Below are 15099 nucleotides of genomic sequence, written 5' to 3'. Positions count from 1 at the left end.
ACTGCTCGTCTAGTCCAATTTCTAATTCGACATGAACAATTCCAAACTTATCGCCTTACTTCCCGATCTTGCCTCGTTCATTCTTGTGGTTGAACACGGCAGTTTTACGCTTGCGGCAAAGCAACTCGACGTCACACCATCTGCATTAAGTAAGCTCATCACTCGATTAGAAAAAGCGCTGGGCTCACAGCTTCTCGAACGCACCACACGAAAAATTCACGTGACACCCGCTGGCGAGCAAGTTTATACGCAGGCTTGTGTCATGCTAAACGCAGCGCAACAAGCCGTGGAGAGCGCGCAAGATGACCACAGTCTTACCAAAGGCATAGTGACAGCCGCGGCGCCAGAGGCTTTCCTGAATTCAGTATTGCAACCGCTAGTCCCTGACTTTCTCGAGCGCTATCCCGATATTGAGCTGAGATTGAGAGTCGTCGACAGCCAAATCGACCTGTTTAACACAGATATTGATGTCGCGTTTAACTTAACAGACCAACCCTACGAGCACTTGGTTTCTCGAGAAATTTGTAAGTCAGATTTAGTACTTTGCGCTAGTGCGAGTTATGTTGAAGCTAACGGTACACCTCAACACCCTACTGACCTTGTATCACACCAATGCTTGTACTTAGCTGAACATGAGAAAGACAACGTTTGGTCTTTTTCTAATGGACACGAAAACCATTCGATTGCTGTTAAAGGGCGCTACGCCGTTAATCACTCACAAATGCGACTAAATGGGGTTAAACAAGGACTGGGCATTGGGATTTTTCACGACTTTGTCGTAAAAGAAGACATGAAAAGTGGCACCTTAATTCCGGTTTTAAGTGATTGGAAAATAAAGAGCAATTACCACGGAGCGATTGCGATGCAATACGCGCAAACTCAATATCAACCCGCAAGAATACGAGCTTTTATCGAGTTTGCACATGATAGGCTAACGAGTTTGCTTGACTCCACTGGTATCTAGAGCTTTGAGTCTCTGATAGATATCTTGAGACAACAGTAGATTGTGTTTTCTGGAAATGTTTTGCGAATAAAACAACTGAGGCAGTTCGTAAACTGCGATCGCCAACATGATGACAATTGCCCAAGTCTGCCCCATGAACAGTAAAAGTACACAAGTGACTAATAAACCGAATTCAATCGCGAACGTCTTGTACTTGCCCAGATACCAATGGTGAATACCCCCAACAAAGAACCAGTTGAGAGCGGCATATGTATCCGGATCTTTGAGTAATCGCTTTTGTTCCTGAAAATACATCTTACGCATGTCGTCAGACAAACCTTGTACTTCTTCACGAAGCGACTCTTCTTGAGCTTCTAGCTGCTCTATCGATTCAAAGCGCGCCACTATGGTACCTCATCATGGATTTTCTCCACCAAATCAGGTTGATTGCAACGTTTAATTCGAGACAGCCCGAGTTTCCAACCTTTAAAAAAGCCATATTTAATAATGGCTTGTTTGGTGTATTCCGAACAACTAGGAGTAAAGTTACATTCAATATTGAATTTAGCTTTTGCGCCACCTTTATCTTGATAGCGTTGAATCAAAGCCAGAGACAATCTTCTCAACACAGTTTATCGGCCTAGGGTGATTATTACCGCTTCACGTTTCCAAAATAGCCAAAAACGCTTTTGCTCTACGATTTGAAAAACGACTTGCCAACCGTCTTGAGCATAGCTGTTTAGTTCAGCTTCCATTTTTTGAGTCGGGATACCACTTGCTCCTAGCAAGATAGTTCCACAGCCACCTTCAACAACGTGTACCACTTTATATTCTTTAAAATTAGACATTTTTCCATCCTCAAAATTTGAAAAACATAATATATCTCAACCAGTTGCCGTACGCCATTTGGTCATTGAGGAGAGGCGCTCAGATATATAACGATATATTGACATTTCAATCATCAAGTCACTTTTAGTTAATCAAAAGCAGCCATTCGGATTTTTTTGAGATGTTTATCACACAAACAAATATTGCACAGTGTTTTTTATAAATCAAAGCACTAAGATTCAGTCAATCGAACAGTGTTTTATTAAGGAGTGCGACATGAAATCACTAGTTAAACCTATCTCTTTACTACTTTTAGTTATGAGTTCGAGCGTATTTGCGTCAACCAACCATAGTGCCCAGTCTGCTCAGCACACTTCAGCCGCGGCAGAGCACGGACTAGCAAGTGGCTCAGATGCAGTTGCTATATCCGCCGTCGCGACATCAGCGATTGTTCTTGCCCCTGCCGTTGGCTTGTCGGTAACGGGCGCGGCAAGCGAACGTTCTATTCAAGAAATCATCAACAACGATGACACTAATCAGTGGGCTCCACTAGAGATTTCAAATGAAGTCTTTACCGCAGGTGTTAGTCCTGAACAAGCATTGAATCAACAATAAGGAAGTTCACTATGTCTACTTTGTCCCGTTTAATCCAATCATTGTTTGTAATAGTTCTGTTTACCTGTACATCAGTACAAGCTGGAAGCGAACGTAATCAAAAACCGATTTTTGCCGCGGAAGACATCGCAAAATTCGGTAAAAAAGTCGAACGAGAGTTGGCAAAAAACGGGGCAAGAGTTGCCATTCTTAGTCGAGTTGGAAGAGAACGTAAAAAATTACCAGAGGGCGTTCTTTATACACATACTGCAATTGCAGTGTATTCACAAATTACCAAAGCCGATGGCACAGTACACCCTGGATACGCAATCTATAACCTTTATCAAACCGTGGAAGATAAATCGAAAAGTGAGCTAGTCGTCGACTACCCAATAGACTTCTTTGCAGGAGCTAAGATGCTAGAGACTGGAGTGGTGATTCCTACTCCAAAGCTACAAAAACGTATTCTTAGCGTTATCAACTCCGAAACGTACCAAGCTTTGCACGTTGCTGACTATTCCGTTATTGCAAATCCATTTAACCTGCAAAAGCAAAACTGTACCGAGTTTACGTTAGACATCATTACCGCCGCCATTTATCAAACTGACAACGTGAAACAAATTAAAGCGAACCAGTTTGCTTACTTTAAACCTCAACCCGTTGAGGCCAGTGGTTGGAAACTGATGCTTGGAAGTATGTTCGTTGATGATATTTCAACATCTGATCACAAGGGCAAGCCTTACACCGCGACATTTTCCACCATCCAAACTTTCTTGGAGCAGTACAACGCCGTACAAAGCGCTTTTACTGTCAAAGCATAGACACATCAAATGATGAAAAAGAGGAGCCTAGTAGCTCCTCTTTCACTGGTTTTGCTGTTAACTGTTAGTTTGCAATGACCGCGCACCTAGCTTTGAAAACACCAGGTAATCTAAAGCGAGAACAAACGCGATACTTAGTCCTGCCATCGGGAAGGCAATACAAATTAGGATTAACCCGACCAGACCTGTTTTCCATATACCTGGTTGAGTAAAACTCGGCGGTGGAGCGAGACTGAGCGCTTGTTTGGGCCGACGAATCCACCACATCACCACACCAGTCACTGAAACAACAATAAAAAACAAACATAAGGCAGCGTTAAGCCACTTGTTCCAAAGCCCCAAATCACCCTGATGTAAAGACGTGCCCGCTGCCATAAGTTTGGCAACCACACTGTAGTCTTGCCAAGTTACTTCCATAATGACATTGCTCGAATACTGATCAATATGAGTGGTTCTATCATCTCTTGGATCAACAATATCGCCGGCCATGGTGTTTGCTGCAATGGTAAACACGCCCTTTTCATCACGCGGGAAAAATATTCTAAATTGGTAAAAACCTATTTTCTTCGCTTGATCAACCAGAGCCTGCAAGGACAACTCACTCTCCCAAACTTCAGAACTGGTTTGGTGATGATGGCCATGATGATCGGATTCCGGCACTTCTGTCAGTTCAACACCCCATGGCATTTCCTCTTCACTTCCGTGATTTAAGTGTTTGTGAAGTATCTCCGATTCAGGCTTAGAGCCCCATGTATAAAAGGTAGGGAAAGAGCTCCACGGTTGAACAAACTTACCGCCCCAAATCCCTGCCCAAGCCAAACCAGACAACAAGAAAAACAACAGCGCAATTGAGGTTACGCCACCGATGTTAGCGTGGAGATCGCGGTAGAAGATTCGCGGACCTGAAGACTTACGAAACTTAAGGAAACCAGCCGCTCGTGCTTTATCAAGCGGCAGCCAAAGGTACACACCCGAGAGCAGTAGTAGTATTGATAAACTGGCTGCGATTTCAATCAGATAATCACCCCAATCGCCTATCAACAAAGTACCGTGAATGTCATTCGCCAGTTGATAAATACCGGTTGAACGTGGCATTTCACCAAGAACACTCGCATCATACGGATTGACCGTGACGAAAAAGCTGTTGCCTTCAGGAGAGCTCAGCGAAAATCGATGTGCGACATCTGGCTGGAATGAGGGAATATATTGGGTAATTTGGTGTTCCGGGTAAGCCACTTTGACCGAATGCATCATACGATCAGCACTTTGAATTTGCTCTCCTTTCACTACTGTAAGGATTTCTTGATGCTGAAAGTGTTCGATTTCTTCGTCGAAAAGCATGATCAAACCGGTAAGGGATAACATGATCGTAAATGGCACGACATAGAGACCTGCATAAAAATGCCAGCGCCACGTTAAAAAATATCTGGCTTTAGTGCGAGATGAAGCAGTTTTGCCGTCAGCAGAATCTGAGGCAGGTGTTTGAGTATCACTCAACATAGTTCTTCCTTATTTTACGCAACACAAAAAATCTCAATGGTGATGTGCCATTGAGTTTCATTTGAGCGATGCGTATTTATTTGACTTTACTTATATTTTTAGTTTTTTACGTTGGAAGAACGTTTGCTGGTGGCGCTCTTGGCGCATGGCGATCAACTCGGACACTTAGAGCCAAATAAGTGTAGTGAGCGTCAACAACATGGCTGAATGTTTTGATTAAAGGAGTGGTTGGAAGTTCATCTTGATGAAACGTGGAAAACTGAGCGAACGGACAGGGCTTAGAGTGCCGAGGTTCAGACTTGCCCTCTTCTACTTGTACAAGTTCAAAACCATTGATCGTACATAGAGTTGCCCAGACGCCTGCACTGCTTCCATGGGCATTTATCACAGGCATCAAGCTAACCAGGAGCCAACTTAAGGCACTGGCAAATAGCATATGTCTGTGAAACAGGCGCGAACGTATCATCGAATTAGCTTTTGGTTACGCTACGAGAGCGTGGGAATTCTTCTGTATTTTAGCCCAATACTACCTCAGATTTTAGGTATTTAAGGCAAAAAAGTTCGAATTTTGAATCTCTATCCGAAAATTAAGTTCCACACACTGGGGCTTTTTTTGTCGTGATACTCAAGGCGGAGATCATCAACCTTTTTTAAGTACTGCTTTGCAAAAGCTAAGTCGTTTTGCTCAAGGTGGAGTTGAATTTTTTCAAGCGCTCTGTCTACTCGCTCAAAGCCTTCCATATAAGTGTGGTGATGTTCTTCTGCGTACTCTTGCTCCATGCAGAGCGAAATGTACTGTCTTAGTGTTCCAACTTTCAACTTCATTTGCTCAACAGATTGAGACTCAGCCGCTTTTTTAAACGACAAACTCATTTTTTTCATCGTTTGTTTCAAATCGAATTGATCGTCTGCGTAGGTCGAAAACGATAAGCAGCTGAAAAACAATATCAAAGGGACGATAAAACGAGACATAGTGAAGTGTTCAGTAAGATAAGAGTGACTAGTTATTAGTGTAAACAAGGCGATAACAAAAACGTATTATCGAATTGTTTCAAAGTGCAAAATAATCTAGCTCCAAAAATAAGGATCGGAAACGTTCCACATTGGTTTCCGATCCTATCAACCGAGTTCTCTACTGTTGATTCTTCGCAGGGTTCGCGTAAGCCTCAACAAGGTAGCTTTGCGCCGATTCAGGTAACTGCGATAACTTTTCCTGGAGCAGCTGCTTTGTTTTTGAATCCACCGTTTCATCGCCAAAGGCCAGTTTATTAATTGGGAAAAGGCGATAGTTACTGTGTATTTGGCGATCGATTTCTTCAGCAAGTGCTTCCGGTGTTTCAAAATCTGTATCAATCACATCACCAAAGGAGACGGCGACTCGGCCTTTTTTGCCGACTATACCTTGGATGATGCTGTCAATGTCTTCCATCTCAGACTTCTCGTAGCTACCGTTGGTTGCTTTTTGATACAACTCATTTGCCTTAGCAAGGTCACAAGGGTCGTTCTCGTAAGAGATCGAAACCGGAACAATCTTTAGCGATTTTACGTAGTCCGCGAACGGTAATTTTTGCTTGCGTCCTTCCACATGGAACATTTTCAAAATCGCTGGATCGGTGAAATCGTTACCATCTTTGGCTCGACCTTCTTTTTGAGCAATCCAGATCGAGTGGCCCTCATCTAACGAGTGTTTAATGTAAGACGAAAGCGTGCCTAGCGCCTTCATTAGCTCACGAGGCCCCTTGGCTGAACGCTTAACAATAAAGCTCTTGTTCAACCTCATTAATTCAGTCGCGCATGGCTTCTTCAATAGGTTGTCGCCAATGGCAATTCGAACCGTTTTGTGCCCGCTTTGATGCAAACCGTAGGCGATAAGCGCTGGATCCATAGCTATGTCTCTGTGATTAGAGACGAATAAGTAGGATGTATTCTGATCGAGCTTTTCTAGACCACTAAAAGTCAGTCCGTCAGTGGTGCTCTCCAGCATTTGCTCTAGATAGGCTTTGATTTCAATTTGAATGCTTTCAACTGAATCCAGTTTGGCCCATTTGCGTTTAAGGAACATTTTTACAAATGGCGACATCACGGCTTCAAGCCATTTCGAACGAGTGGAAAACTTGTGTTGAACGATGGCATGGATAAACTCATCGTCGTTGACAAGTCTGTCTATAGCAGCAGGAATTTCATCGTCATTGTATGGGCGAATATCAAAATATGGATCGTTGTTGGCGCTCATTGTTGTCGTCTAATGGTAAAAAAAACCGCACTATCTTACGCATACTTACCTATCTTCGCAGCTAGAATACCTAACCAACAACTCAGGTCAGACCAGAATACAGCCCAATTTTGATCTTGCTCCGATTTAAGTTCTCGTAGAATTTGTACTAAAAAATGATAACCTTGGCGGCAATTGAGCTAACTAAAGACTGTGCATGAACCTTAGCCGACAAATTACCCAAGTAAACTGCCCCTTTTTGACAACCTCTGGCCGTAAAAGAACGGTGAAAGATCAGTTGATTCACGTTCAACGAGGGCACGCGTTGTTTAAGCTTGGAAAAACGGAATACCACCTTGGCCCATCACAGTGCTTCTGGCTACCCAGAACCTGCCTAACGGCGGTGACTTTTCTTCCTAATACTTCCTACGTTCAAGTAGCGCTTTCGGTAAGATTGAAACAAAGTTATCCGACGCAAGCAGGCTATGTTGCGCTTCCCGATCTCGATGCTCAGTTATTGGTGGCACTTCCCAACGAATCTAATGATGAAACGAAAACGCTCATGCTAAAGCTTTTGTCTTCACGACTCGCTCATGTAAATCCTGTTTTAAAGCAGAATGACATGTCGCGACAAATTGAAGACTTTCAATCTGGAAAACCGACGTCTTTGGGCAAGGATATCACCGAGGCACTATTAGCACGTGATGGCAAAAAAATGCAGCAAAGTGGCGCGACGGATGAAATGGTTGCATCTAATCTTTTTGACAACAACCTTGAGCATTGGCACCAATTGAAAGAGAAGATACTTGGTTAACGTTTTTCTCACTAAAACTGCGGCAAGCTATACTCTGTATTAGACCGATTTTTAATACATGATTACTCAAGGAGGACAAACATGGACAAGATTCAAATCGATCTCGTATCAGATGTTGTCTGCCCTTGGTGCATCATTGGTTATAAACGCCTCCAAATCGCCCTCGACCAGCTTAAGGATCAATTGTCTGCCGATGTTCACTGGCATCCATTTGAATTGAATCCCGCTATGACGCCAGAAGGTCAGAACCTTTTTGAGCATATCAATGAAAAGTACGGTTCTGATAGAGAAGCAAGTCTAAGCAGCCGTCAAACCCTGTCTGAATTGGCTCATGAAGTCGGATTTGAAATGAACTTTTCCGAAGACATGCGTATTTACAATACCCGCAAAGCACATCAGTTGCTGCTTTGGGCCGAATCAGAAGGTAAGCAGCACGATTTACAAATGGCACTATTTGATGCCTACTTCACCCAAGGGCAAGACATCAGCAACAACATTGTATTATTGAGCATCGCAAGAGCATTTGGGTTAGACCCAGACATTGCCAAGCAAGTACTAAGTGATGAAGGTTGGGCAGATAGTGTCGCGTCTACCGAGCAGCAGTGGATTGAAGCTGGAATCAATGCTGTTCCAACCATTATTATCAACCGAAAACACATCATATCCGGTGCTCAACAAGTCGAGGTCCTTAAAGAAACCTTGTTGCAAGCTTCTAAGTTACCCACTTCTTAACTATCAGTCTTATCAACATTTTGTTGTGTAGATAATCCGTGTTTCATTACACTAGGCTTTGCTGTTTAGAGACACCAAATCACAATAAGGATCGTTATGTCTACTCAACACTCCTACCCTATTGGTCGACCAAACCAACCTTGGAATGAAACAGAAAAAAAAGAATGGTTGGATACGATCACAGTCAAGCGTGCGTATTCCGATGAAGTGCTATCAAAGTTGCAATCATTGGACGAATCGAACCCTGAGTTAGCCATCGTGCAATATGGTTCTCTATCGCACGACGTAAAACGATACCCATTGCACTATATAAAAACGGCGAAGTGGGACAACAATAAACCAAATGTCTTGGTAACTGGGGGCGTTCATGGTTATGAGACAAGTGGTGTGCAAGGTGCGTTATTATTCGCCAAAGACCATGTAAAACACTATCTCGAACACTTCAATTTCATCATTGTTCCATGTGTCAGCCCATGGGGTTACGAGACAATTAACCGATGGAACCCGCTTGCCATCGACCCTAACCGCTCATTCTACGCAAATAGCCCAGCGGAAGAATCCGCCAAGCTTATGGCATTGGTAAACGAGCTTGGACATGATTTCCTAGTCCACATCGATTTGCATGAAACCACAGATACCGACGAATCTGAGTTTCGTCCTGCTCTTGCGGCTCGCGATGGAAAAGCGTATGAAGCCGATATCGTCCCAGATGGTTTTTACACGGTCGGCGATAGCAATAACCCACAAATTGAGTTTCAGAACGCGGTGATAGAAGCGGTAAAACAAGTTACCCATATCGCACCACCTGACTCAAACAATCAGATTATTGGCTCCGATGTTGTAGAGGATGGTGTAATTCTCTATCCAATGAAGCAACTCGGTCTGTGTGGTGGTCTCACCCATTGCCAGTTCGGCACCACAACGGAGGTCTATCCAGATAGCCCCAAAGTAAATGATGAAGAATGTAATCTTGCTCAAGTCGCGGCGATCAGAGGTGGACTTGATTTTGTCATAGCCGAAATTGCAAACACTCAATCGGCCTAAGCGTTAATATAGTTTTTTCTTGTAATGCTCCGGTGTCATGCCGGAGTATTTTTTAAACATGCTGATAAAAGGGCTCGCTTGCTTATAACCCAGCGTCAACGCGACGTCTTTCACCGATTTACCTTCACGCAATAATTTCATTGAATAGAGATAACGCACTCGAAGTCGCCATTCTGTAAAGCTCATACCAAGCTCTTTTTGACAGTACCTCGCCAAGGTTCTCTCCGTCGTGTGCACAACGCTAGACCATTCAGAAAGGCTGGTGTTATCGAGCGGGTTTTGTTCTGTTTTGGTCAAAATGGTTTGTAAATACTTATTGTTGGATGTAGGCAAAAAGTGCTCTTGCTGAGGCTCAACAGACAACTGATCGATCAAAACATCGATAAGACGCCGGTCTTCAGCAGATACTGCAGCACGAATGTCTCGAGATCTGAAGTCTTCGACAATCGCCTGGGCAATCGCGGAGACTCTCACCAAACTAGTATGCTGCGGAAACTTAGCGGTCAGTTGTGCTGGAATATTGATTGAACAATAGGCCAACGGCTCGCGATTAAAACTAGTGTGGATCACCCCAGCTGGCACCCAAATGGCCAAATGCGGCGGTGCCAAAAATCGGGTGTTTTCTGCGTTCATTTCTAAAATGCCACCGGTGATCAATTGGATCTGTCCCCAATCGTGGCTGTGTAAACGTGTTTCCGTGTTGGACTCAAACGCCTCGAAATTTAAAAACACATCAGAAGGCGCTTTATCAATTAGTAATGGGGTGTGAACTTTCGTCGATTTGTTTCTTTTCACGAGGCGCTGCTCGGGCTTAAACGTTTAATGTAAAGGTTATCATAGAAAAGGATGCAATTAGCCGGCTAATCCACTATCATCCTGACGCCTAAACGTTTGCACCGTGTTTTGTTTACCAGTATCGAAATCCAGACTGCGTTTTATCGCAGAATGGCAACTTCATCGCTTGGTAAGCCGATACTAAGATTACTTTAGGCATCTTGGAATTATTACTAGGTGGGAGCTCACATGACTACAATCACAATCACTCGTCCTGACGACTGGCACGTTCACTTGCGCGACGGCGATGTACTAAAAGATACGGTACGCGATATTAGCCGTTACAATGGCCGCGCACTTATCATGCCAAACACTGTCCCACCTGTTACCACAACCGAACTTGCCCTTGCTTACCGCGAACGCATTATGGCAGAAAAGCCTCACGAGAGATTTGAGCCAGTAATGACCTTGTACCTCACTGACAACACATCACCAGATGAAATCCGCAAGGCAAAAGAGACTGGCAAGATTCACGCAGCCAAACTTTATCCGGCCGGCGCGACCACCAATTCAGACTCTGGTGTTACTGACCCGAAAAATATCTACCATGTGCTTGAGGCTATGCAAGAAGTTGGTATGTTGCTACTCATTCATGGTGAGGTCACGACGCACGATGTTGATATCTTTGACCGGGAGAAAAAGTTCCTAGACACCGTATTGGCTCCTATTGTCAACGATTTCCCAAATCTAAAAATTGTTCTTGAGCACATCACAACTGCAGATGCCGCTGAATTTGTGAAAAACGCAAACGACAACGTGGCAGCGACTATCACTGCGCATCACCTGTTGTACAACCGCAACCATATGCTAGTCGGTGGAATCAAGCCACACTTTTACTGCCTACCAATTCTTAAGCGCGGCACCCACCAACAAGCACTGATTGAGGCAGCTACCAGCGGTAGTAGTAAGTTCTTCTTGGGTACGGATTCCGCCCCTCACGCTAAGGGAGCGAAAGAAAGTGCTTGTGGTTGTGCAGGTTCGTACACCGCGCACGCAGCACTAGAACTGTACGCCGAAGTATTTGACGCGGAAGGCAAGCTTGAAAATCTAGAAGGATTTGCCAGCCACAATGGCCCGGATTTTTACGGCATGCCGCGTAATCCAGATACCGTTTCACTGACTAAAAAGTCGTGGCCAGTAGCGGAAACCATGCCATTTGGCAGTGATGTTGTTGTACCGATTCGCGGTGGTGAGAACATCGAATGGACAGTTGAATAACACTTAGCCATTCAATCTAAAACTACAAACAAAAATCCCTCAATAGAGGGATTTTTTTGTTAATTGGCACTCAAAAAAACTGATGGTTTTATATCTCTATAACGCTGAGGTTCAATAAGCATTGAATTGGAACTAGCATGGCGACCAATAGTAACAACGGTGCCATCAGCTTGCTTAACAAAGAAAGTATAGTTTGTAGTAAAAACGCGTTCCACAGACGAAAACTCACTTGGGCCTGAATAAACATGATTGCCATACAAAATGGCTTCTGTGTTTTTGATTGCAAGCCAACCATTGTTATTAATGGCCACATCTGTAACGCCAATGGTGATTGGATTACTGGTATCAGGATTAGGGTCTGATTGGCTCTTAGCCACGAACAGTTTTGCGTCGTCAAGCAAGTAGAGTTGCCCCGACCGCGCTGAAAAGACCTTAACCCCTTCCATACTACTTAAATTTTGTAGTAAAAGAGGAGGACTCGATTCATGTGTAGCAGCATTAGTATGGTCATATAACCACAGACTATGGTCTGCGTGACGTAAAATATAACTGTCTTGGGATGAATAGAACTCAAGCATAGCTTTTTTTTCGATTTCTACTTGGGCTGGGTAACCCAATGGGTATCGGCTTCCCCATGTAGTAACGTTATTCGCTCCATCAATCGCCAGAAAGAAATCATATCCGGTGAACAGTTTTCTAGCGTCCGTAACCCCAACCACTGAGGGGTACCGTTCTGAATCGAATGACGTTGAATACCAAGATTTTAACTTGCCACTTTCCAAGCGAACTGCAAAACCAAATTCATTAGAAACAACTTCAACGACTTTATCCGTAAGTTCTAGAGGTGAGTAAGGAATAGATTGCGATTGACCAAGTACTAATCCCCAGTAAACAATACTCCCGTCTTCTTTAAATGCGATAAACCCGTCGTAATGAGCTTCTACTTTAGAAATGTTATTGTTTTCAGCACCCAGTAGAGTTGCATCACCACCTTTGGAGCCACCGAACCCGACAACAGTTTTATCTTCCAATAGAAAAGCACAGGCGTTGTTACCGGCTGTGACCGACGTGGTTCGTCCATTAACAGTCGATTTAATGCTATTAAATTCGCTTAACATTGGTCCCCAATATTCGAAGCTACCATTCGAATATTCGGCTAAGTATCCTGCACTGCATTTATAAATATCAGTAACTCCAGACTGCAATTTTGCGTCCAGTGATAACTCCCTTATATCCCCACCTCTTTCAGGTAGCCCCCATGCTAAAACGCTACCATCAACTCTTAGCACAGCATACGAGTACCCATCTTGGCTCAAAATTTTTGTAGGTTTTGAGTAAACTGCCCTGCTAGCATCTTCGTGCCCTAACATTGCCGCTTGCCTAAGAAAGGACTGTGCCTTAACAAAATCAACAGGAGAGTTAGGCACCAAACCTAACTTGTACATTTCCCCCAGCATATAGAATGCTTCAGGGTTATCATTTACGGAGACTTCACTGCTAAACGTATCAAATGCTAGCTGATAATTGGGATTCGAGGTTCCAAGCTTCTGGTACTCCATCTTAGCAAGCTCAAACGCAGCGTTACTGTGTTGCTTGTTAGCGGCTAAAGTGAAGTTTGCGCGTGCCTCTGTATAGTTAAGTGAAACATGAACACCCTCCCGGTAGAGCTTTCCGAGCTGAAACTGAGCTTCTGTCCAACCTAGTTCTGCTGACATTTTATATAGCTCAAACGCTTTCGAATGGTTTACAGGTAGACTCATCAGTCCATTTGAATACAAGTTAGCCAATATAGCAGCTGCTTCCGCATTTCCCCTAGAAGACGCTCTTTCTAAATACTCGGTAACATGATGATGATTTTGATTTCTTTCGATATAAAGCTTCGCGTAGGTATTCTGTGCAACCTCTAGCCCCCAGCTAGCAGCCGATTGGAGATAGTTTTTTTCCTCAGAACTACATCCAGAATTTATCTTCGAGCATTCTTTAAGGTCGTAAACTTGATACATTGCATGTGCGTCGAAATAGTATTGTGTGGCTCCCTTGTTAAATTCTACTAAGGCCGAAGAATGAAAAGGTGGAGTTATCGCACCAGTTAAATAGCCAAGACCTAAGCTTGTATGTCCAGAAGCTTGATTGTTGGAAATAGCCAAATCAAACAGCCGTTTCGCTTCCTCAGCATTTTTTGTTACTCCCAAGCCATAAAGCTGAATTAACCCTAATCCACTATAGGCTTGATAGTCTTTATCTTCTCCTAATAAGGCTTGGTCGAAGTAGCTTTTGGCTTTCACAACATCTTTAGAAACCCCAATGCCGTTAAGATGTAAAAAACCGAGCTTAGTTTTGGCTTCGTTCAAACCCTTTTCAGAAAGTTCTGTATATACTTGAACCGCTTTTGGTAAATCAACAGGAACACCTTGTCCCAATTCGTACAAAGTCGCATTTCTAAATTCTGCAACTTGGCAAACTTTTTCATTTTGTTTTGATAATGTATTACAAGCATTTATTGCCTTCTCATAGTTCTGCCTTGCTTCGAGAAATGAAAATGCTCCGTTATGAAAAGTAAGTTGGTAGTAATGACCTAAATTTATAAGACCATAAAGGTTTTCTTTGGCTGCCAATTCGGACAACAATTGGTATCCGGAAGTTTTGTCTGTGATACCCCCAAGCCCTTGTAGCTTCAACAACGCGAGATTGTTCTTAGCGGGATCGATATCCTCGTTAGAAAGAAATTCAAGTCTAGTTCTTGATTCGGTGTAGTTTCTGGCAATGGTTAGATCCCCGATAGACCCATTATAAAAAACACTAGCGAGTTTAGACTTGGCGAAAAGGCTTCCCAATCTTTCGGCTTTTAGATACGTATCCAGTGCTTTTTGACCGTTGACCGCAACACCTTTACCAAGCTCATAAAACTCAGCCAACTTTAATACGGACTCGACTAAATCATGTGCGGCTGACTTGATGTAGAACTCATAAGACTTTTCATAGTTCTGTTGAGTCCCCCTTCCGGTTTCGTACATTTCGGCAAGCAAATTTTGAGCTAAAGCTAGATCTGATTCAGCAGACTGTCTTGCCCATTCAAAAGCCAGAGTTTCATCTTTTATTACCCCGAAGCCATTAAAAAGCACGTAACTGTAGTTGTACTTACCATATCGACTGCCTCGTTCTGCTGAGAGTTTATACAGCTGATAAGCTGTCGTAAGGTTCTTTTCAACCCCACGCCCTTTTTCGTACATTAGTCCCAAATTGTTGGCAGCGGCCGCATCACCCAAGTCAGTCGCTATCTGATATTGCTCGGCTGCAACTATGTAGTTCTTTTCCTGCTCTGCATTGTAAGCGGCTGTAAAATGGTATTCAGGAGTTCCTACAGTGTGGGGGTTTTCGGTAACAGGAGTATCGGACCGAGAGGCTGGTGCAGCAGAACCGCCTCCGCCTCCACCGCCGCCACATCCGAATAATGTAATGGAAATAACCAAAAACAAGACTGCTTTCAACATACACCTAGCCTATAAAAATCAGAAACTTAGTTAGTATTTTTATCTAGGTATTTTCTCACTATTTAGAG

The 15099-nt window shown here is 43.5% G+C and carries 16 protein-coding genes; 7 read left to right on the top strand and 9 right to left on the bottom strand.

Features of this window, described 5'->3' with window-relative positions; all coding sequences use genetic code 11:
- Positions 1 to 31 precede the first annotated feature (31 nt).
- Entirely contained in the window at positions 32 to 964 is a 933-nt protein-coding gene (locus ACXAFJ_RS18380) for a LysR family transcriptional regulator (RefSeq protein ID WP_475325439.1), read from the top strand.
- On the opposite strand, the gene ACXAFJ_RS18375 is transcribed toward ACXAFJ_RS18380, so the two are convergent.
- Genes ACXAFJ_RS18375 through ACXAFJ_RS18365 form a run of 3 tightly spaced genes read right to left on the bottom strand, consistent with a single transcriptional unit; the run spans position 932 to position 1791 of the window.
- A complete protein-coding gene (locus ACXAFJ_RS18375; RefSeq protein ID WP_475325437.1) occupies positions 932 to 1348 on the bottom strand; it encodes a hypothetical protein in 417 nt (138 codons plus the stop codon). The two genes, ACXAFJ_RS18380 and ACXAFJ_RS18375, sit on opposite strands and share 33 nt — an antisense overlap.
- Complete coding sequence (yidD, locus tag ACXAFJ_RS18370) at positions 1348 to 1572, bottom strand: membrane protein insertion efficiency factor YidD (protein WP_475325436.1); 225 nt, start codon at positions 1570 to 1572, stop codon at positions 1348 to 1350. Before yidD ends, ACXAFJ_RS18375 begins: the two co-directional genes overlap by 1 nt.
- A gap of 3 nt (positions 1573 to 1575) precedes the next feature.
- A complete protein-coding gene (locus ACXAFJ_RS18365) occupies positions 1576 to 1791 on the bottom strand; it encodes a DUF4177 domain-containing protein (RefSeq protein ID WP_475325434.1) in 216 nt (71 codons plus the stop codon).
- A 256-nt stretch (positions 1792 to 2047) separates the two neighbouring features.
- Here ACXAFJ_RS18365 and ACXAFJ_RS18360 point away from each other — a divergent pair, with 256 nt between their 5' ends.
- Together ACXAFJ_RS18360 and ACXAFJ_RS18355 are read left to right on the top strand one after the other, a co-directional pair.
- Positions 2048 to 2386, top strand: coding sequence for a hypothetical protein (locus tag ACXAFJ_RS18360; protein WP_475325433.1), 339 nt, complete (start codon positions 2048 to 2050; stop codon positions 2384 to 2386).
- 11 nt (positions 2387 to 2397) lie between these two features.
- Positions 2398 to 3186, top strand: coding sequence for a DUF2145 domain-containing protein (locus ACXAFJ_RS18355; RefSeq protein WP_475325431.1), 789 nt, complete (start codon positions 2398 to 2400; stop codon positions 3184 to 3186).
- Positions 3187 to 3243: 57 nt separating this feature from the next.
- Here ACXAFJ_RS18355 and ACXAFJ_RS18350 read toward each other — a convergent pair whose 3' ends face one another.
- The 4 genes from ACXAFJ_RS18350 to ACXAFJ_RS18335 form a co-directional block, all read right to left on the bottom strand.
- Positions 3244 to 4686, bottom strand: coding sequence for a PepSY-associated TM helix domain-containing protein (locus ACXAFJ_RS18350; protein WP_475325429.1), 1443 nt, complete (start codon positions 4684 to 4686; stop codon positions 3244 to 3246).
- A gap of 106 nt (positions 4687 to 4792) precedes the next feature.
- The gene (locus ACXAFJ_RS18345; RefSeq protein ID WP_475325428.1) at positions 4793 to 5152 is read right to left on the bottom strand and encodes a hypothetical protein; all 360 of its coding nucleotides are present in this window, start codon (positions 5150 to 5152) and stop codon (positions 4793 to 4795) included.
- A 110-nt stretch (positions 5153 to 5262) separates the two neighbouring features.
- Positions 5263 to 5658: a cytochrome b562 gene (locus ACXAFJ_RS18340; protein WP_475325427.1), complete on the bottom strand. Its 396-nt coding sequence runs from the start codon at positions 5656 to 5658 to the stop codon at positions 5263 to 5265.
- Positions 5659 to 5818: 160 nt separating this feature from the next.
- A complete protein-coding gene (locus ACXAFJ_RS18335; protein ID WP_475325425.1) occupies positions 5819 to 6919 on the bottom strand; it encodes a lysophospholipid acyltransferase family protein in 1101 nt (366 codons plus the stop codon).
- 196 nt (positions 6920 to 7115) lie between these two features.
- Here ACXAFJ_RS18335 and ACXAFJ_RS18330 point away from each other — a divergent pair, with 196 nt between their 5' ends.
- The 3 genes from ACXAFJ_RS18330 to ACXAFJ_RS18320 all read left to right on the top strand — a co-directional run bounded on the left by ACXAFJ_RS18330 (position 7116) and on the right by ACXAFJ_RS18320 (position 9488).
- Positions 7116 to 7712 (top strand): hypothetical protein, encoded by a 597-nt coding sequence (locus tag ACXAFJ_RS18330; protein WP_475325424.1) that lies wholly within the window; start codon positions 7116 to 7118, stop codon positions 7710 to 7712.
- Positions 7713 to 7793: 81 nt separating this feature from the next.
- Complete coding sequence (locus ACXAFJ_RS18325; protein ID WP_475325423.1) at positions 7794 to 8444, top strand: DsbA family oxidoreductase; 651 nt, start codon at positions 7794 to 7796, stop codon at positions 8442 to 8444.
- A gap of 96 nt (positions 8445 to 8540) precedes the next feature.
- Positions 8541 to 9488 (top strand): M14 family metallopeptidase, encoded by a 948-nt coding sequence (locus tag ACXAFJ_RS18320; protein ID WP_475325421.1) that lies wholly within the window; start codon positions 8541 to 8543, stop codon positions 9486 to 9488.
- A 3-nt stretch (positions 9489 to 9491) separates the two neighbouring features.
- On the opposite strand, the gene ACXAFJ_RS18315 is transcribed toward ACXAFJ_RS18320, so the two are convergent.
- Positions 9492 to 10283, bottom strand: coding sequence for an AraC family transcriptional regulator (locus ACXAFJ_RS18315; RefSeq protein WP_475325420.1), 792 nt, complete (start codon positions 10281 to 10283; stop codon positions 9492 to 9494).
- Positions 10284 to 10511: 228 nt separating this feature from the next.
- Here ACXAFJ_RS18315 and pyrC point away from each other — a divergent pair, with 228 nt between their 5' ends.
- On the top strand, positions 10512 to 11540 hold the full coding sequence (gene pyrC, locus ACXAFJ_RS18310; RefSeq protein WP_475325418.1) for a dihydroorotase: 1029 nt from the start codon (positions 10512 to 10514) through the stop codon (positions 11538 to 11540).
- A 59-nt stretch (positions 11541 to 11599) separates the two neighbouring features.
- Here the strand turns inward: pyrC and ACXAFJ_RS18305 are convergent, their stop codons facing one another.
- Positions 11600 to 15031: a hypothetical protein gene (locus ACXAFJ_RS18305; RefSeq protein ID WP_475325417.1), complete on the bottom strand. Its 3432-nt coding sequence runs from the start codon at positions 15029 to 15031 to the stop codon at positions 11600 to 11602.
- Positions 15032 to 15099 lie beyond the last annotated feature (68 nt).

The organism is Vibrio sp. ABH4_348 (genome assembly GCF_056159765.1).
This window is presented reverse-complemented; position numbering and strand designations above follow the sequence as displayed.